The organism is Brevundimonas sp., from assembly GCF_044336875.1.
In the GTDB taxonomy this organism is placed as follows: Bacteria; Pseudomonadota; Alphaproteobacteria; order Caulobacterales; family Caulobacteraceae; genus Brevundimonas.
Genome location: NZ_JBIIOP010000004.1, coordinates 208253 through 228598 on the forward strand (window position 1 = coordinate 208253; position 20346 = coordinate 228598).

Annotated in this window: 21 protein-coding genes; 15 read left to right on the forward strand and 6 right to left on the reverse strand. The window is 68.5% G+C overall.

The genetic code is table 11. The annotated features are described in order from the left end of the window. The first annotated feature begins 23 nt into the window (after positions 1–23). The 7 genes from ACIQ1T_RS07880 to ACIQ1T_RS07910 all read left to right on the forward strand — a co-directional run bounded on the left by ACIQ1T_RS07880 (position 24) and on the right by ACIQ1T_RS07910 (position 7871). Positions 24–647, forward strand: coding sequence for a nitroreductase (locus tag ACIQ1T_RS07880; protein ID WP_395943983.1), 624 nt, complete (start codon positions 24–26; stop codon positions 645–647). A gap of 72 nt (positions 648–719) precedes the next feature. After that, positions 720–1382: a DedA family protein gene (locus ACIQ1T_RS07885; RefSeq protein ID WP_395943984.1), complete on the forward strand. Its 663-nt coding sequence runs from the start codon at positions 720–722 to the stop codon at positions 1380–1382. Between the two features lie 118 nt (positions 1383–1500). Continuing rightward, complete coding sequence (locus tag ACIQ1T_RS07890) at positions 1501–3090, forward strand: DUF4173 domain-containing protein (RefSeq protein ID WP_395943985.1); 1590 nt, start codon at positions 1501–1503, stop codon at positions 3088–3090. Between the two features lie 2 nt (positions 3091–3092). Beyond that, positions 3093–3803: a response regulator gene (locus tag ACIQ1T_RS07895; RefSeq protein WP_395943986.1), complete on the forward strand. Its 711-nt coding sequence runs from the start codon at positions 3093–3095 to the stop codon at positions 3801–3803. Continuing rightward, positions 3800–5380 (forward strand): sensor histidine kinase, encoded by a 1581-nt coding sequence (locus tag ACIQ1T_RS07900; protein WP_395943987.1) that lies wholly within the window; start codon positions 3800–3802, stop codon positions 5378–5380. Before ACIQ1T_RS07895 ends, ACIQ1T_RS07900 begins: the two co-directional genes overlap by 4 nt. Before the next feature lie 64 nt (positions 5381–5444). Continuing rightward, positions 5445–5792, forward strand: a complete 348-nt coding sequence (locus ACIQ1T_RS07905) for a hypothetical protein (RefSeq protein WP_395943988.1) — start codon at positions 5445–5447, stop codon at positions 5790–5792. 102 nt (positions 5793–5894) lie between these two features. After that, positions 5895–7871: a TonB-dependent receptor plug domain-containing protein gene (locus ACIQ1T_RS07910; protein WP_395943989.1), complete on the forward strand. Its 1977-nt coding sequence runs from the start codon at positions 5895–5897 to the stop codon at positions 7869–7871. 53 nt (positions 7872–7924) lie between these two features. On the opposite strand, the gene ACIQ1T_RS07915 is transcribed toward ACIQ1T_RS07910, so the two are convergent. Next, positions 7925–9322, reverse strand: coding sequence for a serine hydrolase domain-containing protein (locus ACIQ1T_RS07915; RefSeq protein WP_395943990.1), 1398 nt, complete (start codon positions 9320–9322; stop codon positions 7925–7927). A 57-nt stretch (positions 9323–9379) separates the two neighbouring features. Here ACIQ1T_RS07915 and ACIQ1T_RS07920 point away from each other — a divergent pair, with 57 nt between their 5' ends. After that, complete coding sequence (locus tag ACIQ1T_RS07920) at positions 9380–9877, forward strand: MarR family winged helix-turn-helix transcriptional regulator (RefSeq protein ID WP_395943991.1); 498 nt, start codon at positions 9380–9382, stop codon at positions 9875–9877. A 141-nt stretch (positions 9878–10018) separates the two neighbouring features. Here the strand turns inward: ACIQ1T_RS07920 and queF are convergent, their stop codons facing one another. Next, positions 10019–10480 carry a preQ(1) synthase gene (queF, locus tag ACIQ1T_RS07925; RefSeq protein WP_395944047.1) on the reverse strand — a complete coding sequence of 154 codons (462 nt, stop codon included), beginning with the start codon at positions 10478–10480 and terminating at the stop codon, positions 10019–10021. A gap of 428 nt (positions 10481–10908) precedes the next feature. Here queF and ACIQ1T_RS07930 point away from each other — a divergent pair, with 428 nt between their 5' ends. From ACIQ1T_RS07930 to ACIQ1T_RS07945, 4 genes are all read left to right on the forward strand, one after another. Then, positions 10909–11841, forward strand: a complete 933-nt coding sequence (locus tag ACIQ1T_RS07930; protein ID WP_395943992.1) for an NAD(P)H-dependent flavin oxidoreductase — start codon at positions 10909–10911, stop codon at positions 11839–11841. Positions 11842–11876: 35 nt separating this feature from the next. Continuing rightward, on the forward strand, positions 11877–12572 hold the full coding sequence (locus ACIQ1T_RS07935) for a TorF family putative porin (protein ID WP_395943993.1): 696 nt from the start codon (positions 11877–11879) through the stop codon (positions 12570–12572). A 176-nt stretch (positions 12573–12748) separates the two neighbouring features. Beyond that, complete coding sequence (locus tag ACIQ1T_RS07940) at positions 12749–12961, forward strand: cold-shock protein (protein ID WP_395943994.1); 213 nt, start codon at positions 12749–12751, stop codon at positions 12959–12961. Positions 12962–13232: 271 nt separating this feature from the next. Then, a complete protein-coding gene (locus ACIQ1T_RS07945) occupies positions 13233–13487 on the forward strand; it encodes a hypothetical protein (RefSeq protein ID WP_395943995.1) in 255 nt (84 codons plus the stop codon). A gap of 2 nt (positions 13488–13489) precedes the next feature. Here the strand turns inward: ACIQ1T_RS07945 and ACIQ1T_RS07950 are convergent, their stop codons facing one another. The 3 genes from ACIQ1T_RS07950 to ACIQ1T_RS07960 are packed head-to-tail and all read right to left on the reverse strand — an operon-like array spanning position 13490 to position 16502. Continuing rightward, positions 13490–14653 carry a cystathionine gamma-synthase gene (locus ACIQ1T_RS07950; protein WP_395943996.1) on the reverse strand — a complete coding sequence of 388 codons (1164 nt, stop codon included), beginning with the start codon at positions 14651–14653 and terminating at the stop codon, positions 13490–13492. A 9-nt stretch (positions 14654–14662) separates the two neighbouring features. Continuing rightward, the gene (locus ACIQ1T_RS07955; RefSeq protein WP_395943997.1) at positions 14663–15100 is read right to left on the reverse strand and encodes a hypothetical protein; all 438 of its coding nucleotides are present in this window, start codon (positions 15098–15100) and stop codon (positions 14663–14665) included. 1 nt (position 15101) lies between these two features. Further along, on the reverse strand, positions 15102–16502 hold the full coding sequence (locus tag ACIQ1T_RS07960; protein ID WP_395943998.1) for a pyridoxal-phosphate dependent enzyme: 1401 nt from the start codon (positions 16500–16502) through the stop codon (positions 15102–15104). A gap of 162 nt (positions 16503–16664) precedes the next feature. On the opposite strand from ACIQ1T_RS07960, the gene ACIQ1T_RS07965 reads away from it, so the two are divergent. From ACIQ1T_RS07965 to rnr, 3 genes are read left to right on the forward strand one after another with little or no spacing between them, the layout of a single operon-like run. Continuing rightward, positions 16665–16916: a type II toxin-antitoxin system Phd/YefM family antitoxin gene (locus ACIQ1T_RS07965; protein WP_395943999.1), complete on the forward strand. Its 252-nt coding sequence runs from the start codon at positions 16665–16667 to the stop codon at positions 16914–16916. Continuing rightward, positions 16913–17353: a type II toxin-antitoxin system VapC family toxin gene (locus ACIQ1T_RS07970; protein WP_395944000.1), complete on the forward strand. Its 441-nt coding sequence runs from the start codon at positions 16913–16915 to the stop codon at positions 17351–17353. Before ACIQ1T_RS07965 ends, ACIQ1T_RS07970 begins: the two co-directional genes overlap by 4 nt. Before the next feature lie 8 nt (positions 17354–17361). Beyond that, a complete protein-coding gene (rnr, locus tag ACIQ1T_RS07975; protein ID WP_395944001.1) occupies positions 17362–19677 on the forward strand; it encodes a ribonuclease R in 2316 nt (771 codons plus the stop codon). A 3-nt stretch (positions 19678–19680) separates the two neighbouring features. Here the strand turns inward: rnr and ACIQ1T_RS07980 are convergent, their stop codons facing one another. Then, entirely contained in the window at positions 19681–20295 is a 615-nt protein-coding gene (locus ACIQ1T_RS07980) for a Pr6Pr family membrane protein (RefSeq protein ID WP_395944002.1), read from the reverse strand. Positions 20296–20346 lie beyond the last annotated feature (51 nt).

Genomic DNA, 20346 nt, shown 5'->3' on the forward strand with positions numbered 1-20346 from the left:
GGTTGAAAGCCTAGCTAGACGCCATGACCGACCTGCCCGACTTCGCGCTTCCCGACTATGCGTTGAACGACGCCGTCCCCCTGCCCGCCCCGTCGCAGGCCTTCCTGCTTGGCCTGGCCACCCGCCGCTCGGCTCCGGCCCAGGCCCTGGTCGCCCCCGGTCCGTCGGACGACCAGCTGGACCAGATTCTTCAGCTCGGCGCCCGCACCCCGGACCACGGAAAGCTGTTCCCATGGCGCTTCATCGTCCTGGGGCCGAAATCCCGCGCCGAGATCGCGGAAAAACTGGCCGTCCTGGCCGAGACCCAGGGCCGCCCGTCCAAGGAACAGGCGGTGCTGGCCAAGCTGACCGCCGCCCCCCTCACCATCCTCGTGGTCTCGACGCCCATTCCCAACGCCAAGCCGGTCTGGGAACAGCAGCTGTCTGCCGGCGCCGTCTGCATGAATCTGGAGCACGCCGCCTCGGGCTTCGGCTATTCCGCCGCCTGGATCACCGACTGGTACAGCTACGACGCCGAGGCCGCCGCCCTGTTCGGGGTGAGCGAGAGCGAGACGGTCGCCGGTTTCATCCACATCGGAACCCTGACCGAGCCGCCGCTGGAACGCCCCCGCCCCGATTTGACCGCCAAAGTCACACGCCTGCCGTAAGCCGGTGACATAAGGTCGCCCTGCGTCGGTCGGGACTCGACCGACGACGCCTTCCTCCCCCAAGGCCAGTTCATGGATTCCCTGTTGCAGTCCGCGGGCGACTTCATCGCCCGCAACCATATGTGGGCCGGCGTGTTGCTGGGTCTGGTCGTCTTCGTCGAGTCACTCGCCGTCATCGGCGCCTTCGTACCGGCCACCGGCCTGCTGGTCGCCGCAGGCGGCCTGATCGCCGCCGGCGTGCTGGATCCGGTCAGCGTCATCGGCGGCTGTCTGATCGGCGCCGTGCTGGGCGACGCCATCAGCTATTGGCTGGGTCGCCGTCTCGGTGTTCGTTTCCTGCAGCGTCCGATGTTCAAGCCGCACCGTCGCCGCATCGCCTGGACCCGCCTCTACTGCCGCCGCTACGGGATCATGTCGATCTTCATCGGCCGCTTCTTCGGCCCCTTGCGCGCCTTCGTCCCCCTGACGCTGGGGATGCTGCGGATGCGCCAGCGCGCCTTCCAGTTCGGCAATGTCGCCTCGGGAATCGTCTGGGTCCTGGCCATGCTGGCCCCCGGCTATCTGGCCGCCCAGGGACTGGCCCAGCTGGAGCTGCTCAGCGAGGCCCACGGCCCCACCCTGCTGATCGGCGCCCTCGCCCTGACCATACTGGTCGTGGCGGTCGTCTATCGGACGGTGAAGACCCGGATGTCGCGCAAGTCGGCCATACTGCGGGGAGCGCTGCAAAGCCGCTGAGGCCCGTGACCCGGACCGTCTGCATCGAAGTTGCACGGCCTCTGCGCGGACATTCCTCGCGCCATCCGCACGGGCTGGACCTCGCGCGTGAACAAGCGGCCCCGAAAGGGAGGCCTGCATGCTTCACACACCGATACTGTCCCGTTCGTCCCTCTGGCTGAAGATCGCACTGGGCTGCACCCTGGCCGTCCTGGCCGACCGGCTGCTGTTCGGCCATGCGCCCGGATCGGGCCTGGGTCTGTTCGCCCTGGCCGCCGTCCTCGCCCTGGTCGTGACCCGCAAGGGGCTTCTGCGGACGCCGCGCGGCCGCGCCGCCGTCCTGGCCGCCACCGCCCTCGCCCTGATCCTGACAGACCGGCCCGGCTTCCTGGCCTGGCTCCTGTTCGGCCTGGCCGTCACCGTCGCCGCCCTGTCGATGCGGATCCGGGCGAACGAGACCGCCTGGGCCTGGGCCCAGCGCCTGGCCCTTCACGGCGCATTCGCCCTGTTCGGCCCTGTGGTCGACCTGGCGAAACTGGGACGGTTGAAGCGGATCCGAAAGAACGTCTCCATCCAGTCCCTCCTTCTCCGCCTGGCCATGCCGATCGTGGGCGGAGCGATCTTCCTCTGGCTGTTCGCCATGGCCAACCCGATCATCGCCGACCTGCTCGACGCCTTGGCCCTGCCGGCGCTGTCCGGCGGGACCATCGCGCGCGTCGCCTTCGGCCTGGTCTTCCTGGTCGGGGCGATGAGCCTCTTGCGCCCCCGCTGGCGCAAACCCCTTCTCGTCCTGCCCACGCGGAAGATCGGCAAGCCGTCGCCCGGCCTTACCACCTCCATCGCCTGGTCCCTGATCGTCTTCAACCTCGTCTTCGCCCTGCAGAACGGCCTCGACATCGCCTTCCTGTGGAGCGGCGCCCCCCTGCCCGGCGACATGAGCCTGGCCGACTACGCCCATCGCGGCGCCTATCCGCTGATCGCCACCGCCCTGCTCGCCGGTCTGTTCGTCCTCGTGGCGCTGCAGCCCGGATCGGACACGGCCAGACGCCCGGCGGTGCGCGGCTTGGTGATCGTCTGGATCGCGCAGAACATGCTGCTGGTCGCCTCCAGCCTGCTGCGCACGGCCGACTATATCGAGGCCTACGCCCTGACCCGGTTCCGAATCGCGGCGGTGATCTGGATGGTCCTGGTCGGAGTCGGCCTGCTGCTGATCTGCTGGCGGATGCTTCGCGACAAGTCGGCCCACTGGCTGATCGACGCCAATGTCGCGGTCACGCTGTCGGTCCTGGCCGTTCTCAGCGCCTTCGACCTGGGCGCGATCGCCGCAGGCTGGAATGTCCGCCACGCCCGCGAGGCCGGCGGCCGGGGCGTCCAACTCGACCTGGGCTATCTGCGCGGCCTCGGTTCGCCCGCCCTGGTCCCGCTTGTCGAGCTGGAACAGACCAACCTGCCGCCGATGTTCGCGGACCGCGTCGCCGCTGTGCGGACCGAACTGATGGCCGAAACCCAGCGTCGCCAGGGCACGTCCGCCTGGACCTGGCGCGACCGGCGACGTCTGGACCGGATCGAGGCCCTGACCCAAGGGCGCCCCCTGGCGACGCCCCGACCGGGTGAGCGGACCTGGGACGGCCATCTGCGTCCACACCTGCCCCCGGTCGAGCCCGTGACGCCGGCCGTCGTCACAACCGCCCCTTCGACCGCACCGTTGACCTCGAGAGCGGGAGGCTGAACATGGCGATCATGCAATGCACCGTCCTGGTGGTCGACGACGACCCGCACATCCGCGAACTGCTCGCCTTCGCCCTGCAGAAGGCCGGACTGGCGACGCGCGAAGCGGCCGACGGCGAGGCGGCCCTGGCGGACATGGCCGAGCGCACGCCCGACCTGGTCATCCTCGACATCAACATGCCGCGCATGGACGGGATCGAGACCTGCCGCCGCATCCGCGCCCAGGGCGATCTTCCGGTCCTGTTCCTGTCGTCGCGAGACGACGAGATCGACCGGATCCTGGGTATGGAGCTGGGCGCCGACGACTATGTCACCAAGCCTTTCAGCCCGCGTGAGGTTGTGGCGCGCGTCGCCGCCATCCTGCGTCGCGTCCACCGCCGTCCGCCGCCCCAGACACCCGGCCGGTTCTCCATCGGCGGCCTCAGCCTGGACGCCGAGGGCTGGCGGGCGAAGTGGCGCGGTGTCGAAGCGCCGCTGACGGTGACCGAGTTCAGCATTGTCCGCACCCTGGCCGATGCGCCCGCGCGGGTCTTCACGCGCGACGCCATCATCGACCGGGTCTATGGCCCCGGCTTCGCCATGACCGACCGAACCATCGACAGCCACATCCGCAACCTGCGCTCCAAATTCGCTGCGCTGGGCGGCGTCGACGTGATCGAGACCCGCGCCGGTGTCGGCTATCAGTTGGGGCAGTGCCAGGGTGAGGCCCCGTGATCCAACGCCTGCGGGCCGTTGTCCGCGCCCACTGGCCGGCGCTGAGACTGCGCACCATCCTGGTCTCGGTCCTGATCTTCGCCGGCATATTACCGGGACTCAGCGCCATCTTCCTGCGTGTCTACGAGAACACCCTGGTCCGCCAGACCGAGGCGGAGCTGATCGCCCAGGCCGCAACCCTGACGGCCGTCGCCGAGGCCGACTGGCCGGGCGCCGTCGCGGTCTCGCCCGGACCGGCCCGGCGCCAGGCTCCTGGCTACTACCGGCCCGAGCCCGCCACCATCGACCTCGGCTCGACGCCGGTCCTGCCCGCGCGACCAGCCCCCGCGCCCGCCGCCGGCCCGCCGACCGCAGCTGCAGTCCAGGTCGCCGCCCGCCTCGACCCGGTAATGGAGGCGACCAGCCGCACCACCCTGGCCTCGATCCTGCTGCTGGACCGAAACGGCGTGGTCGTGCGTGGCCAGGGCCTGGGCCGCAGTCTCGCCGCCCTGCCCGAAGTCGGCGTCGCCCTGTCCGGCGCGCCGGAAACCGTGCTGCGCCGAAACGACTCCTACCATCCGCGCTATTCCATGGAGTGGCTCAGCCGCGCCTCGGCCCTGCGCATCCACCACGCCCGGCCCGTGATGGTGAACGGCCGGGTCGAGGCCGTGGTCCTGGCCTCGCGCTCGCCCCGCGCCCTGTTCAAGGGCATCTATCAGGACCGAATCAAGATCGGCCTCGGGATCGTCGGCACGCTCGGCGCCCTGGCCCTGCTGGCCGTCCTGGTTTCGCGCGGCATCGCCCGACCGATCGAGGCCCTCAGCCGCGCCACACGCGACGTGGCCACAGGCGGCGGGCCCCTGCCGCCCACGCCCGCCACCGCCGCCGTCGAGATCCGCACCCTGTACGAGGATTTCGGCCACATGGCCCAGGCCGTCGACCGCCGCTCCCGCTACCTCCGCGACTTCGCCGCCGCTGTCAGCCATGAGTTCAAGACGCCCCTGGCCGGTATTCAGGGCGCCGTCGAACTGCTTCAGGACCACGAGATGGCGCCCGCCGAGCGCCGCCGTTTCCTCGACAATATCGCCGCTGACGGCCGACGGCTCTCGGCCTTGGTGACCCGGCTGCTGGATCTGGCCCGCGCGGACATGGCCCGGCCCGAGGCCGGCCTGTCCGTCGATCCGCATCCGCCGGTGACCAAGGCCGTCGACGCCCGCTGCGACCGGCTCGCCATCGTCAACCGCTTGGCCGAGGATGCGCCCCGCGTCGCCGTGCCGGCCTCGACTCTGGAAATGGTGGTCTCGACCCTGCTGGAGAACAGCCGTCAGGCTGGCGCCGCCGCCGTGACCCTGGACGCCGCCGTCGTCGCCGACCGGCTGGTCCTGACCCTGACGGACGACGGCCCCGGCGTCGCCCCCGCCGACGCCCGTCGCATCTTCGAACCCTTCTTCACCACCCGTCGAGGCGAAGGCGGTGCAGGCCTGGGCCTGTCCATCGCTCGCGCCCTTCTCGCGGCCAACCAAGCCACGCTGGACCTGACGCCTTCGACGAGCGGCGCGGCGTTCGAACTGTCCTTACCGCTGGCCGAAACGGCCTGACGTCGCGCCATCCCGTCGACGCCCGTTGCCAGCCGTTTCGGATCGACGTAGACGCCATCTCGCGATGCAACGCCCCGCCCTCACCCTGTTCGGCCGTCTGAAGCTGGTCTTCCAGCTGGTGCTGGCGCTCGCCGTCTTCGCACCAGCGGTGTCGGCCCACGCCTGCGTCGACCAGAACTGCGGCGTCGTCGCTGTCGGCGTCGAGAGCTCGGCCGACGACGACCAGCGCGGCTGCGCGGACTGCGGCCCCGCCTGCGCCAATGGATGCTGTCACGCGCCGCATCCCGCGACTCCGCCGGATCTGCAGCCGAAGGACGCCCGCACCTCTCCCGCTTCGCGCATGACCTGGACCCATTCGGCGGAGCCTCCACCAGTCGCCGCCTCCGGCCCTCGCCGCCCTCCCCGGGCCTGATCCCCGCCAGGCCCAGGCCTGGTCTTTCCGCCGCTGCCGCCGCCTTCGGGCGCGCGCAAACCGCTGTCAGGGCCGGCCATGCGCCGGCCGAGGATCATCATCATGCACACCCCGTTCAGCCGGCTGCTCGCCGGCGCCGCCCTCGCGGCCCTATGTCCCGCCGTGGGCCTTGCTCAAACCCAGCCCCAGACCCCGCCACGAACGCCACAGCCCCAACAGGTCGAGGAGGTGGAGGAGATCGTCGTCGTATCGACCCGCTCCCGTCGACGCGTTCAGGACGAACCTGTCCGCGTCGAGGTGCTCGGCCAGGAAGAGATCGAGGAGAAGCTCCTCATGCGTCCCGGCAATATCTCCATCCTGCTGGCCGAGACCGGCGGCGTGCGGGTTCAGGTCACCTCGCCCGGCCTGGGCGCGGCCAATCTGCGCATCCAGGGCATGCGCGGCCGCTACACCCAGCTGCTGGCCGACGGCCTGCCGCTGTACGGTGGGCAGGCGTCCTCGCTCGGCCTGCTGCAGATCGCGCCCAGCGACCTCGGCCGCGTCGAGGTCATCAAGGGCGCCGCCTCGGCCCTCTATGGCGGCCAGGCCCTGGGCGGGGTCATCAACCTGATCTCGCGCCGCCCCGGCGACACGGCCCAGGGCGAATTGATCCTCAACGCCACTTCCCGCGACGGCCAGGATGTCTCGGCCTACGGCGCTTCCCCCCTGTCCGAACGGTGGAGCGGCTCGTTGCTGGCGACCTATAATCACCAGGCGACCCAAGACCTGGATTCCGACGGCTGGATCGACATGGCGGGCTATGGTCGCTGGTCCGCCCGGCCGCGCCTGTTCTGGACGGGCGACAGCGGCGCGACCCTGTTCCTGACCGCCGGCGTCATGGGCGAGGAAAGGCGCGGCGGCGTGCTGGACGGGGCCGTCACGCCCGACGGCCAGGCGTTCCGCCTGGACCAGGACACCGACCGCCTCGACGCCGGCCTGGTCTATGAACGCCCCCTCGGCGAACGGGCCTGGTTCCAGACCCGCGCCTCCGCCGTCGAACAGAACCACGACCACCGCTACGGCGACCTGCGCGAGTCCGACCGGCACCGGACCTTCCTCGTCGAGACCTCGCTGTCGGCCGAGGCGGCCGGCGCGGACTGGCTGGGGGGCCTGGTCTGGCAGGCCGACGACTACGCCTCCGAGGCCTTCCCGATCTTCGACTACCGCTACACGACCCCGGCGGTCTTCGCCCAGGTCGAACGGGACCTCACCCGGCGTCTGACCCTGGCCGCCAGCGCCCGCTATGACGACCACAGCCGCTACGGCGGCCAGTTCAGCCCGCGCCTGTCGCTGCTGTGGCGCCCCGGCCCGTGGACCGTACGAGGGTCATGGGGGCGCGGCTTCTACGCCCCCACCCCCTTCGTCGAGGAGACCGAGGCCGCCGGCCTGTCGCGCCTGGAGCCCCTGTCTGACCTGCGGGTCGAGACAGCCGCCACCGCCTCGCTGGACCTGGGCTATGCGCGCGGGCCGTGGGAGACGACGCTGACCCTGTTCGGGTCCGACATCGAAGACGCGGTCCAGCTCCAGACCCTTGCGCCGGACCAGGTGAGGCTGGTCAACACAGACGGCGCCACGCGGACGCGCGGCGTCGAACTGCTCGGTCGCTGGCGTCGAGCGCCCTTCGTGGTCACCGCCAACTATCTGTATGTCGACGCCGACGAGCCCGACGGACTGGGCGGGGGCCGACGCGAAACCCCGCTGACCCCGCGCCACACGGCGGGTCTGGTGGCCATGTGGGAGGAGCATGATCGCGGACGTCTGGGCTTCGAGGCCTATTACACGGGAGCCCAATCGCTGGAGGATGATCCCTGGCGCGACCGGGGCGACGCCTATTGGGAACTGGGTCTGCTGGGCGAGGTGGTGCTGGGCCGCTACCGCGTCTTTCTGAACCTCGAGAACCTGCTGGACGAACGCCAGACCCGCCAAGGCTCCCTGGTCCGGCCCACCCGGGCGCCCGACGGGCGCTGGACCGTAGACGCCTGGGGCCCGCTGGAAGGCTTCGTCGCCAACGCCGGGGTGCGCATCCGCTTCGGCGGATGAGGCCACGCCGGGGCCTCATCCGCCGGCGCCGGTTCGGACGTCTGCCGCAGGCGTCACGCCTGCGGCAGACGCGCCCCCATGAAGTCCGCCAGACAGACGGCCGACGGATGGCCGCGGTTGCACAGGACAATGGTCGTAAAGGCGGGGAAGATCGCCAGATCCCCGCCCACCCCGGGCGCGCTGCCGCCATGCCCGAAATAGGCCAGACCGTTGCGCTCGCGAAGGGCGAACCCCAGCCCCCAGTGCGAGGCTCCGGCTGCGACCAGACGCTCGGTCATGGCCTTCAGGGTGTCGGGCCGCACCAGCCGCCCCTGTCGCAAGGCGACGGCGAAGCCCCCCAGGTCGTCGACGGTCGAATAGCCGCCGCCCGCCGGCAGGCCGACATAGGGCGCCAGCGGCTTCAGCCCCGTCGCCCGCGCGCCGCTATAGGCCGTCGCCGTCGAACGACTGTCCGCGAACCGCAGCGATGTCGCCCCCATCCCGCATGGCCCGAACACCTGTTCCTCGACCAGCGCCCCATAGGGCCGGTCCCGCACCACTTCCAGAATCCGGCCCAGAAGCACGAAGCCGAAATTGCTGTAGGCCCAGCGTGATCCCGGCGCGAACAGGGGCTCTCGAGCCCCATACAGCCGGACCAGATCGCCGGGCTCGGCGCTCGCCCCCTCGTGCCCGTCATAGCCCGGGCCGAACACATCCCCCGTCCCGCCGGTGTGGGTCAGCAGATGGCGCACCGTCACGCCCTCGGCGAGGGCGGCGTTGGGATAATCGGGCAGATAGTTCCGGATCGGCGTCTCCAGCCGGATCCGCCCCGCCTCGACCATCTGCATCACGGCGACGGCGGTGAACATCTTGCCCATGGAGCCGATGCAGAAGCGGGTCCCCGGCGCGATTCGCGCGCCCGAGGCCTCGTCCGCCACGCCCGCGCCGGCCCGCACCGCCACCTGATCCCCCTGAGCGACCAGGACCGCGCCGCTGAACCGGCCCGCGCGCCCTTCGCGCGCGATCTTGTCGCCGATGGCGGCCACGGCGGCGTCGGCCTTCAGCCGGGATATCGTCTCGAGGGCGGGTGCGCCGGCGAAGGCGATGTCCTCCAGCCGCCGGTCGTCCGAAGCGCTCAGCGTCACCCGAGACACCCGATCCCAGGCCCGGTCCCTCACCCGCGCAGTGACGACGCCGGCCTCCAGCCGCTCCACCTCGACCAGATCGAACCCGCCCGTGATCTCCCGCACCGACAGATCGTCGTCGACATAGGGCAGGACCGACGGCGCCGTCTCTTCCACAAAGGTGCGATAGGCGTGCAGATCCGCCGCGTTGAAGGCCGCCAGCCACCGCGCCAGCCAGACCTCCATCCGCCTGGCCTCCGGCCCCGCCGCCATCCCGGCCTCGGCCCTTCCCGCCAGCGAGGCGACCGCGCCGCCCAGGCTTCCCGACAACAGATCCCGACGCCGCACTCATTCCCCCCCGACAGGCTTGCCAGGCACCGTTGTAATTAGTTACGACGAGAGTCAATGACCCAGGATGACGCCCCCGACGCCGACTTCAGCCGCCGCAGCGGCGCCGCCGCCATCGGCGCGCGCCTGCGCCGACTGTCGGAGCGGATCGACCGCGACGCCAGCCGCCTTTACCGCGAGACCGGCGAGATTTTCGAGCAGCGCTGGTACGGGGTCGTTCGCCTGCTGGCGGAACAGGAGGCGCAATCCGTCGGCGACCTGGCCGCAGCGCTTGGCGTCAGCCATGCCTCCGTCAGCCAGATTCGCGACGGCCTCGCGCGGGCCGGGTTGATCGCCTGGGAGACGGACACCCGGAACGCCCGCCTGCGCCGCCTGCGCCTGACGCCGGAAGGCCGCGCCCTGGCCGCACGGTTGACCCCGTTATGGAACGCCCTGAACGCGGCCGCCGTGGAGTTGAACGCCGAGGCGAAAGACGCTCTGGCCGCCATCGACCGTCTCGAACAGGCCGTCGCCCGCGTCTCACTCTATGATCGGGTCAGGGCGAACCTCGGATAGGCCAGCTTCCGTCCCGGACCGATCGCCCGGCGCCGGCCGTCTCGTCCGCGCTACGCCGACTGTTCGCCGGCGTCAGAACCATCGACAGCCGCGCGCGGGAATTCCACTTCCGCTATCGCGCGCGCCGGAACGGTCGTCTCCCTAGCCCCGTCCGCGATAGGTCGGCACGCCCTGATCGGGCAGCCACAGGCCTTCCGGCGCCACGCCGGTCTGCCAGAAGACGTCGATCGGGATGCCGCCGCGCGGATACCAGTAGCCGCCGATCCTCAGCCATTTCGGCTGCAGCAGGTCGGCCAGCCTGCGGCCGATGGCGACGGTGCAGTCCTCGTGGAAGGCGCCGTGGTTGCGGAAGCTGGTCAGGTACAGCTTCAGGCTCTTGGACTCGACCAGCCAGTCGCCCGGCGCATAGTCGATGACGATATGGGCGAAGTCCGGCTGGCCCGTCACCGGGCACAGGCTGGTGAACTCGGGCGCCGTGAATCGGGCCAGATACAGGGTGTCCGCGTGCGGGTTCGGCACCCGCTCCAGCACGGCGGTCTCGGGGCTGGTCGGCGCGGCGGTCTGGGCGCCAAGCTGGCTCAGGTTGTCGGTATAGTGGGTCATGCCGGTCATTTAGGGCGTCGAGGCGGATATGAAAATCCACCCGCTCCCTTCCACCTGCGCAGCGCGGAGCCTGAAGCGCGTTGCGCTCCTAATTCTGAAAATCTTCTCTCGACATTTCAGAGAGATGACATCGTGAAATGCCGATCGACCCAGCGCTGCTCCAAACGCCCTTATAATAGACGGTCGAACCTTGTGGAGGCGAAGCGCTTGGACTCATCGGACTGTTATTTCGGCGTCCCCGACCCGCGTCCCAATTGCACTCTTTTGCATATTGCACCGTTTTCAGGGTGTGCAGTTCAATTTCGCGTCGCCCCGATTTCACACCATTCACACTATTCAGACTGTCTTTTTTCCGCCGACCGCCGACCGATTTGCCTTCCCCCGCGACAGCCCGCTAAGCGTAGCGAAAGAAAACCAAGGAGACGCCCGTGGCCATTCCCGCTTCGCTTCAGAAGGGTCTGACCCTGCCGATCATCTCGGCGCCCATGTTCCTGGTCTCCGGCCCGGATCTGGTGGTCGAGGCCTGTAACTCGCGGATCATCGGCACCTTCCCGTCCCTGAACCAGCGCACCACGGAGGGCTATCGGGACTGGATTCACGAGATCAAGGGCCGGCTGACGCCCGATGCCGCCGCCTTCGGCGTCAATCACATCGTCCATCCGACCAATCCCCGGCTGATGGCCGACATGATGGTCTCGGTCGAGGAGAAGGTGCCGCTGATCATCACCTCGCTCGGCGCAGTGCGCGACGTGGTCGATGCGGTCCACGGCTACGGCGGCGTGGTCTTCCACGACATCGCCAACATCCGTCACGCCCGCAAGGCGGCCGAGGCGGGCGTCGACGGCCTGATCCTGGTGGCCAATGGCGCCGGCGGCCATGCCGGGATCATCAACCCCTTCGCCCTGGTCAACGAGGTCCGCAGCTTCTTCGACGGAACCATCATCCTGTCCGGCGCCCTGTCGACCGGTCAGGACGTGGCCGCCGCCCTGATGCTGGGCGCCGACTTCGCCTATATGGGCACCCGGTTCATCAACACGACCGAGGCGCTCGCCGATCCGGCCTACAAGCAGATGGTGATCGACAGCGGTTCGACCGACATCGTCCACACCCCAGCGGTGTCGGGCATTCCCGCGAACTTCATGATCAAGTCCCTGGTCGAAAACGGGATCGATCCGAAACACCTGCCCGAGCACAAGCTGGACATGGGCGACGAGGCCAAGGCCTGGAAGACGGTCTGGTCCGCCGGTCAGGGCGCGGGCGGAGTCCACGACGTCCTGCCGACCGCCACCCTGGTCGCTCGCCTGCGACAAGAGTTCGCTCTGGCCACGGAACAGTTCTCGAAGAAGGTCGGCGTAGGCTAAGGGCTCCTTCGCGCCTTTCGCGCGTTGGAGCCCGCATGACCCGATCGACCGTCCTTCTGCCCCTGTCTCTGGCCGCCCTGCTGGCCGCCTCCCCCGCCCTGGCCCAGACGGCGACCGGGGGCGACTGGAGCTTCGAGATCGGGACAGGCACGGACAACCGGTCGAAGAACGCCTCCAAATCGGGCAATGACGGCTACGCCTTCGGTTCAGCGACCTGGGAAAGCGGCGACGGCCTGTTTTACGCCGGCCCGGCCTTCCAGACGATCCAGTCCGGCGGCTCGAACCTGGAGGCCGAGCTGGTCGCCGGCTACCAGCCCGAGGCCTTCGGCTATCAGTTCGACTTCAGCCTCGCCTACAAGAACCGTCTCGACGCCGATCCCGGCTATGACGCCGAGACTGTGGAGCTGACCGCCGACATCAGCCGCTCCATCGGCCCTGCGCGCGCCGGACTCCAGCTCCAGTACGCCCCCCAGGCCGCCGGTTCGACTGAGTCCTTCACCTGGGTCGAGGGCGAGGTAGGCTGGGCCTTCAGCGACCGTATCGACGCCTCCGTCGCCGTGGGCCGCCGCGAACAAGACAACGGTCCCGACTACACCGGTTGGAATGCGGGCGTGACCCTGGCCATGACCGACGCCATCGCCCTGGACCTGCGCTACTATGACACCTCGGCCCACGCCGACGGCGAACAGTATGAGGACGCCCTGGTCGCAAAGGTCGCCTACGCCTTCTGATAATCACCCCCTTGCGCGATGGTTGTCGGCTCCCCATCTAGAGCTGGTCGATCTCTCTGCGTAACGCCGCTGCTCCCTTTGCATCACGCACCGAGGTCCAAAAGCCGATCCCATTCAGACCCGACAGGCCGATCAGGGATCCCTCCCTGCGGTCAACGCCAGACGGAGGTCTCCAAATGGCTACCGGCACTGTTAAATGGTACAACCCCACCAAGGGCTACGGCTTCATCGCTCCCGATGACGGCGGCAAGGACGTCTTCGTTCACGCCTCGGCCGTCGAAACCTCCAGCGTGGGCTCGCTGAACGAAGGCCAGAAGATTTCCTACGAAATCGAACGCGATCAGCGCTCCGGCAAGGAATCCGCCGGCCAGCTCAAGGCTGCGGAGTAGGACAAGCTCCAGGCGTCCAACACGAATGAGCCGCCCGCTGCACGGGCCGGCGTCATCGCCTTCGACGGGGAAGTCTCAAAGCTCCTGCCGCTCGGCGGACGACGGATTCGTCTGGACAACGGCCACCTGATCACAGTCCTGCCCTCGCTGGGCGCCCAGACGGGCGTCTCGCTGCTGGGGGACCGGGTGACGGTGGAAATCGCCTTCAATTCGCTGAAGGGCTGGCGCCTCGCGCGCCGGCCCTGAAGCCATTCCGCCCAGGACGCTCTTCATGACCCTCGCCGACAAGATTCCCGCCATGACGGACGCCGACCTCGTCACCCTGCGCGCCAACGCCGCCCGCCTGGTCGAGCACGGCGCCTCGACCCAGGTCATGGCCGCCAGCGACATCATTCCCGTCATCGACGTGGAAGTCGCCCGCCGCGCCGCCCTGCCCAAGCCGGAGAAGGCGCCGGTCAAACGCGCTGCTCCCAAGAAGAAGTTGCCGCCCGTGACCGGGCACCAGACGGCCCTTCCCTCCAGCTGAGATCAGCCGATGGCCTGATCGAGATCCGCGATCAGGTCCTCGACGTCCTCGACGCCGACCGAAAGCCGGATCAGGCTGTCGCTGATCCCGCCCTTTTCGCGGACCTCCTTGGGCACGCTGGCGTGGGTCATGATCGCCGGGTGGTTGACCAGGCTTTCGACGCCGCCCAGCGACTCCGCCAGGGTGAAGACCTCGACCCGCTCCAACACACGCTTCGTGCGGTCCAGATCGCCGTCCAGGATCACGGTGACCATGCCGCCGTATCCGCCCTGCATCTGTCGCGCCGCCAGCTCGTGTTGCGGATGGGCGATCAGCCCGGGGTAGATCACCTTGGCCACGCCCTTGCGGGTCTCCAGCCAGTGCGCCACCGTCAGGGCGTTCTCGCAGTGGGCCTTCATCCGCAGCGCCAGGGTCTTCAGCCCCCGATTGGCCAGGAAGGCGTCGAACGGCCCCATGATCCCGCCGACCGAATTCTGCAGGAATTTGATCCGCGTCGCCAGGTCGGCGTCGCCGGTCACCAGCACGCCGCCGATGATGTCCGAATGGCCGTTCAGGTACTTGGTCGCCGAGTGCATGACCACGTCCGCCCCCAGGCTCAGCGGCTGCTGGCAGAAGGGGGTGGCGAAGGTGTTGTCGACGATCAGCAGCAGGCCGTGCGCCTTGGCCACCACCGACAGGGCGGCGATGTCGGCCAGCTTCATCAGCGGATTGGTCGGCGTCTCGACCCAAAGCATCTTCGTTTTCGGCGTGATCGCCGCCTCGACCGCGGCGATGTCGCTCAGATCGACATAGGCGAAGTCCAGCCCCATCGACCGCCGCCGCACCCGCTCGAACAGCCGCCACGAGCCGCCATACAGGTCGTCGCCGGTGACCACATGATCGCCCGCGTCCAGCAGTTCCAGCGCCGTCGAGGTCGCCGCCATGCCCGAGCCGAAGCCGAACCCGTGCGTCCCGCCCTCAAGGTCGGCCACACAGGCCTCGAACGCCTCCCGCGTCGGGTTCTTGCCCCGCGCGTATTCATAGCCCTTGTTCACGCCCGGGCTTTCCTGGGCGTAGGTCGAGGTGGCGTAGATGGGCGTCATCACCGCCCCCGTCGTCGGGTCCGGCCTCTGCCCGGCGTGGATGGCGCGGGTGGAGAAGCCCTGGCTGTTCTTCTTGTCGCTCATTGGTCTTCCTTAAAGGTCGAAGCCAGGATGGAGGTCCGTCCGAGGCTCGTTCTCGATCCATCCCTCGGCGGTCAACCGATCCTGCAGACGCGTATCGTCGACGGTGTACTCGATCTGGGTTTCCACCGGCGCGCCCAAGCCCGGCAACAGGCTTCTAAGCAGCCCGCGAACGCCGTCCAGATCGTCCGCCTCGATATCGATACCGGTCAGTATGATGGTCGTTGCGCCGTTCTCGTCCGGCGCGGACTGCATGGTGCCGCCGCCACTGACATAGCCGAGGTTGCGCAGTTTCAGCTGTTCCTCGATCGGATCCTCGAAGAGGTAGTGGCGCTCGACCGGCTGCACGTCTCCCGGCATCCGGACATAGACGAAATGGGTCTCGAGCTCGCCGTCCAAGGGCGGCGCGACGTCGTGGCCCTTGCCGAAGATCTTCTTGAGCCAGGACATGTCAGCGGTTCAGGCTGAGGTGGTTGATCAGGTCGGTGCGGGTGATCAGGCCGACGAAGGTCTCGCCGTCCAGCACGATGGCCACCCGGTCGCGGTCGAAGACCGGGATCAGGGCGTCCAGCGGCTCCTTGACCTGAACCGTGTCCAGATCGCGCGTCATGGCCGAGGAGACCGGTTTGGCGAACCGCTCCTTGCGGGTGATCTCGTCGGTGTTCATCACCTGGATCAGGTCGCTCTCGTCCAGGATGCCGACCAGACGGCCGTCCTCGATGATGGGCAGTTGGGACACGTCGGCGCCCTTCATCCGCTTGAAGGCGGTGTCCAGTGTGTCGCCCGGTCCGGCGACGACCACATCGCCCTTGGCGTATTTGCGGTTGATCAGGTCCGAAAGGTCGCCGTGGATCTCGCGCTCGCCCAGGCCCTGATCGGCCAGCCAGGCGTCGTTATAGACCTTGGACAGATATTTGGCCCCGGTGTCGCAGACGAAGGTGACGCAGGTCTTGGCTTCCGTCTGCTCGCGGCACCAGCGCAGGGCCGAGGCGATCAGAGTGCCCGAGGACGAGCCCGCCAGGATGCCTTCCTTCAGCAGCAGTTCGCGCGCCGTGGCGATGGCCTCGGCGTCGGTGATCGAATAGGCCTTGTCGATCAGGCTCATGTCCGCCGTATCGGGCACGAAGTTCTGACCGATCCCCTCGACCGTATAGCCGCCTTCCGGCCCCGGCACGCCGTCGTTGACGATCCCGGCCAAGGTCGATCCGACCGGATCGGCCAGGATGATCTGGGCCTTGGAGCCGACGCTCTTCAGGAAGCGCGCCGTGCCCGTGATCGTACCGCCCGAGCCAATGCCGGCTACCAGGGCGTCGATGTCGCCGCCGGTCTGTTCCCAGATCTCCGGCCCCGTGGTCTTCACATGGGCCTCGGCGTTGGCGTCGTTGGCGAACTGGTTGACGTAGAAGGCCCCCGGGATCCCCTGGGCCAGCCGCTCCGCCATGTCGGTGTAATACTCCGGGTGCCCGTGCGGCACGTCCGACCGGGTCAGCCGCACATCGGCGCCCATGGCCCGCAGATGCTGGATTTTTTCCTTCGACATCTTGTCCGGGATGACCAGAAGCACCTTATATCCCCGCGCACGGCCCACCAGGGTCAGGGCCAGGCCCGTATTGCCGGCCGTCGCCTCGACGATGGTGCCGCCGGCCTTCAGGAAGCCTTCGCGCTCCGCCGCATCCAGCATCTCCACCGCGATCCGGTCCTTGATCGAACCGCCGGGGTTCTGGGATTCCAGCTTCAGCAGCAGGCGGCATTTCCCGGTGTCGATCTTCGTCACCTCCACCATCGGCGTCTTGCCGATCAGGTCGAGCGGCGAGGCGACGGGCGCGCTGAGGGCGGGGGCGGAAAGGCTCATGGACGACTCCATTGGGGATCAGCCGGAAGCTAGTCGGCGTCGGGACGCGGTCAACTCGTGCAAGTTTTGACCGCCTTCGACGGTTCCCGGCCATGCTAAAGGGCATGGCTGGCGGGGTCACGGCAGAATGGCTATATTTATGGCCATATTCGGAGAGAAAAAATGGCCGCCTACAGCGTCGCCGAAGCCAAGAACAGCCTGCCTCGCCTGCTCGACAAGGCCATCGAGGGCGAGAAGGTCATCATCACCCGCCACGGCAAGCCGGTCGCCGAGATACGTTCCCTTCCGTCCCTGACGCCGGAGGAGCGCAAAGCGAAGCTGCTGGAGATCGCCAGTCGCCGCCTGTCGCGCCCGCCCCTGGGCATGACCTCGGTCGAACTGATCAACGGCATGTATGACGAGCCCGTCGAGTGATCGACTATTGCGACGCCAGCGTCGTGGTGCCCTATCTTATGGCCGAACGGCACAGCGAGGCGGTGATCGCCTTCATGGCCGATGGCGACCGGTCGCTGCAGATCAGCGACTTCGTCGTCGCCGAGGTCTCGTCCGCCGTGTCGCGCCTGGTGCGGATGCGCAAACTGACCGTCGATGACGCCGACGGCGTGTTGCACGACCTGGACGACTGGATCGATACCACCACGCCCCCGATCGAGGTCGAGGGCGCCGATGTACGGGAATCCGTCCTGCTCGTCCGCCAATTCGACCTGAAACTCGGCGCGCCCGACGGGCTCCACATCGCGATCTGCCGCCGCATCGAGGCGCGGCTGATCACCCTCGACAACAATCTGGCGGCCGCCGCCCATGCGGTCGGCCTGCCCTGTATCAATCCTGCCGAGTCTTCGGCAGTCTGAAAGACGTAATGACCAAACCCACAAAGAGGCCGCCCGCCGGCCTTCCCGATAAAGACACCCTCGTCGCCTTCCTGCGCGAGGCTGGATCGGCCGAGAAGACCGATATCGCGCGCCACTTCGGCCTGAAGGGCGGCGACCGCCGCGCCCTGCGCGAAATGATCCGCGAACTGGAAGCCGAAGGCCGACTGGGCAAGCGCGGCCGCAAGGGCTTCACCGAGGCCGGCGCCCTGCCCCCCGTCGGCGTGGCCGACGTGGTCGAACGCGACGCCGACGGCGAATTCTATGTCCGCCTGGTCGAGGCCGGCGCCGACGCCCCGCGCGCCATACTGATGCCCGACCGGACCAAGGTCGGCCCCGCCCCCGGCCTGGGCGACCGACTGCTGGTCAAATTCCTCCGCGCCGAAGACGGCTGGGAAGCGCGGATGATCAAGAAACTGGACGTCGGCTCCAACCGCGTCCTCGGCGTCATCCGCAAGTCGGCGCGCGAGACCCGCGTGGAGCCGGTCGACCGCCGCTCCAAGGACGTCCTTCTGGTGCCCCAAGCCCAGTCCGGCGACCTGCGCGACGGCGATCTGGTCCTGGCCGCCGTCGAAAAGGGCGACCAGCGCTATGGACCCAAGCGCGGCAAGATCCTGGAACATATCGGCAAGGAGGATGATCCCCGCGCCGCCTCCCTGATCGCCATACACGCCCACAGCATACCGACCGGCTTCTCCGAGGCCGTCGAGCGCGAGGCCGAGGATCAGGCCCTGCCGACGCTGAAGGGCCGCGAGGACCTGCGCGAGGTTCCCTTCATCACCATCGACCCCGCCGACGCCCGCGACCACGACGACGCCGTCTATGCGGCCCGCGACGAGGATTCGAAGAACGAGGGCGGCTGGATCGTCTGGGTCGCCATCGCCGACGTCGCCGCCTATGTCCGCCCCAACTCGGCCCTGGACCGCGAGGCCCGCGACAAGGGCAACTCGACCTATTTCCCCGACCGCGTCGAGCCGATGCTGCCGGAGGTGCTGTCGAACGGCCTGTGCAGCCTGAAGGAGGGCGAAAACCGCGCCTGCATGGCCGTGCGGATGGTCTTCGACAAGGACGGCCGCAAGACGGGCCACAGGTTCGTGCGCGGCCTGATGCGGTCGCACGCCAAGCTCAGCTATGAACAGGCCCAGGCGGCCATCGACGGCCAGACCGACGACGCCACCGGCCCGATCATGGACGCCATCCTCTATCCCCTGTGGAACGCCTACCACACCATGCTGAAGGGCCGGCTGAAACGCAGCCCGCTGCAGATCGAATCCGCCGAACGCCGCATCCGCATGGCGCCCGACGGCGGCATCGCCTCCATCGAGAAGCGCGCCTCGCTGGAGGCGCACCGGCTGATCGAAGAAATGATGATCCAGGCCAATGTCTGCGCCGCCGAAACGCTGGAGCAGAAGAAGACGCCGCTGATCTACCGCGTCCACGACGCGCCCAGCCAGGAGAAGATCTTCAACCTGGCCGACTTCCTGTCGACCATCGGCAAGCCGTGGAACAAGGGCGAGCCGCGCACGACCAAGCGGTTCAACAAGCTGCTGGACGAGACCCGCGACGGCGACCACGCCGATGTGGTCAACGAGGTGGTCCTGCGCACCCAGATGCAGGCCATCTATTCGCCCGATAATGTGGGCCACTTCGGCCTGAACCTGGACCGCTACGCCCACTTCACCTCGCCGATCCGGCGCTATTCCGACCTGATCGTCCACCGGGGCCTGATCCGCGCCCTGAACCTGGGCAAGGACGGTCTGACTGACCGCGAGATCGCCGAACTGCCGGCCATCGCCGAGGGCGTCACCATGACCGAGCGCCGGTCGATGGCCGCCGAGCGCGATGCGATGGACCGCTATATCGCCGCCTTCCTGGAGGATCGGGTCGGGGCCACCTTCACCGGCCGGATAACCGGCGTCACCCGGTTCGGCCTGTTCATCCGGCTGGATGAGACGGGCGCGGACGGCCTGGTCCCGGTCTCGACCCTGGGCAGCGAATATTTCACCCACGACGACCGCGCCCACGCCCTGGTCGGCGAACGCACCGGCAAGCGGTTCACCCTGGGCCGCAATGTCGAGGTCAGGCTGCAGGAAGCCACCCCCGTCACCGGCGGCCTGGTGTTCGAAATGCTCAGCGAGCCCGAGGCCCGCGATCCCAACGCCCCCGCCCCGCGCTATGGCGTCCGGGGCCGTGGCGGCGACGGGCCACCGATGCGCGGCAAGAACCGCCCCGGCGGCCCCAAGCCCCGCAACGGCTCCAAACCGTCCGGCGGACTGAAGGGCGTGCGCAAGGGCAAGCGGAAATAGGGCTCAACGCTTCCGCCCCATCGCCCGGTCGAGGCCCAACAGGACCAGACTCGCTACGACATACAGGGCCGCCATCCCCGCGATGGCGGCCGCCACGCCGCCTGCCCCTTGGGTCCTCGGATCGAGGAAGCCATAGGCGTATTGGCCTGACACCGCGCCCCGCACCATGGCGTAGGTCCAGTAGAAGGCCGGCCAGGCCAGCCACAGCAGCGCCGTCCGCCGCCTCAGTTCCCCCTTGGGCGTGAACACCAGCCAGAACACCAGGCCCGCCAAGGGCGTGACCCCATGCAACAGGATATTCTCCAGGGCCGAGGTTCCCAGCACCAGCCGCCCGCCGATCAGCCAGAAGCCGACCCCGACGGTGACGATCGCTACGACCGCCCAGCCCACGACATGCGGCTCCGACAGGCGCCGCAGATTCAAGGCCACACCGGTCATGACCACGGCCAGAATCAGGTTCGACAGATCGGTCAGAAAGCCAAGGTTGTTCCACACGGCGACCAGCCAGTCGCCTTTCGACGCCGTCGCCTCCGCGACGAGGTAGAGCCCGAGCCCCAGCCACCCGATCGCCGCCAGAAGCCCGGCGGCCGCCCGCGCCGCAATCCCGTATCGCATCATGGATATTCCCCGACCAACGATATTTAAACAGATTAGAGCGGCCAACGACAG

Coding starts and splice junctions, on each gene's coding strand:
- ACIQ1T_RS07880 (WP_395943983.1), top strand. CDS start 24: ATGACCGACCTGCCCGACTTCGCGCTTCCCGACTATGCGTTGAACGAC.
- ACIQ1T_RS07885 (WP_395943984.1), top strand. CDS start 720: ATGGATTCCCTGTTGCAGTCCGCGGGCGACTTCATCGCCCGCAACCAT.
- ACIQ1T_RS07890 (WP_395943985.1), top strand. CDS start 1,501: ATGCTTCACACACCGATACTGTCCCGTTCGTCCCTCTGGCTGAAGATC.
- ACIQ1T_RS07895 (WP_395943986.1), top strand. CDS start 3,093: ATGGCGATCATGCAATGCACCGTCCTGGTGGTCGACGACGACCCGCAC.
- ACIQ1T_RS07905 (WP_395943988.1), top strand. CDS start 5,445: ATGCAACGCCCCGCCCTCACCCTGTTCGGCCGTCTGAAGCTGGTCTTC.
- ACIQ1T_RS07910 (WP_395943989.1), top strand. CDS start 5,895: ATGCACACCCCGTTCAGCCGGCTGCTCGCCGGCGCCGCCCTCGCGGCC.
- ACIQ1T_RS07920 (WP_395943991.1), top strand. CDS start 9,380: ATGACCCAGGATGACGCCCCCGACGCCGACTTCAGCCGCCGCAGCGGC.
- queF (WP_395944047.1), bottom strand. CDS start 10,480: ATGACCCACTATACCGACAACCTGAGCCAGCTTGGCGCCCAGACCGCC.
- ACIQ1T_RS07935 (WP_395943993.1), top strand. CDS start 11,877: ATGACCCGATCGACCGTCCTTCTGCCCCTGTCTCTGGCCGCCCTGCTG.
- ACIQ1T_RS07940 (WP_395943994.1), top strand. CDS start 12,749: ATGGCTACCGGCACTGTTAAATGGTACAACCCCACCAAGGGCTACGGC.
- ACIQ1T_RS07945 (WP_395943995.1), top strand. CDS start 13,233: ATGACCCTCGCCGACAAGATTCCCGCCATGACGGACGCCGACCTCGTC.
- ACIQ1T_RS07950 (WP_395943996.1), bottom strand. CDS start 14,653: ATGAGCGACAAGAAGAACAGCCAGGGCTTCTCCACCCGCGCCATCCAC.
- ACIQ1T_RS07955 (WP_395943997.1), bottom strand. CDS start 15,100: ATGTCCTGGCTCAAGAAGATCTTCGGCAAGGGCCACGACGTCGCGCCG.
- ACIQ1T_RS07960 (WP_395943998.1), bottom strand. CDS start 16,502: ATGAGCCTTTCCGCCCCCGCCCTCAGCGCGCCCGTCGCCTCGCCGCTC.
- ACIQ1T_RS07965 (WP_395943999.1), top strand. CDS start 16,665: ATGGCCGCCTACAGCGTCGCCGAAGCCAAGAACAGCCTGCCTCGCCTG.
- rnr (WP_395944001.1), top strand. CDS start 17,362: ATGACCAAACCCACAAAGAGGCCGCCCGCCGGCCTTCCCGATAAAGAC.
- ACIQ1T_RS07980 (WP_395944002.1), bottom strand. CDS start 20,295: ATGATGCGATACGGGATTGCGGCGCGGGCGGCCGCCGGGCTTCTGGCG.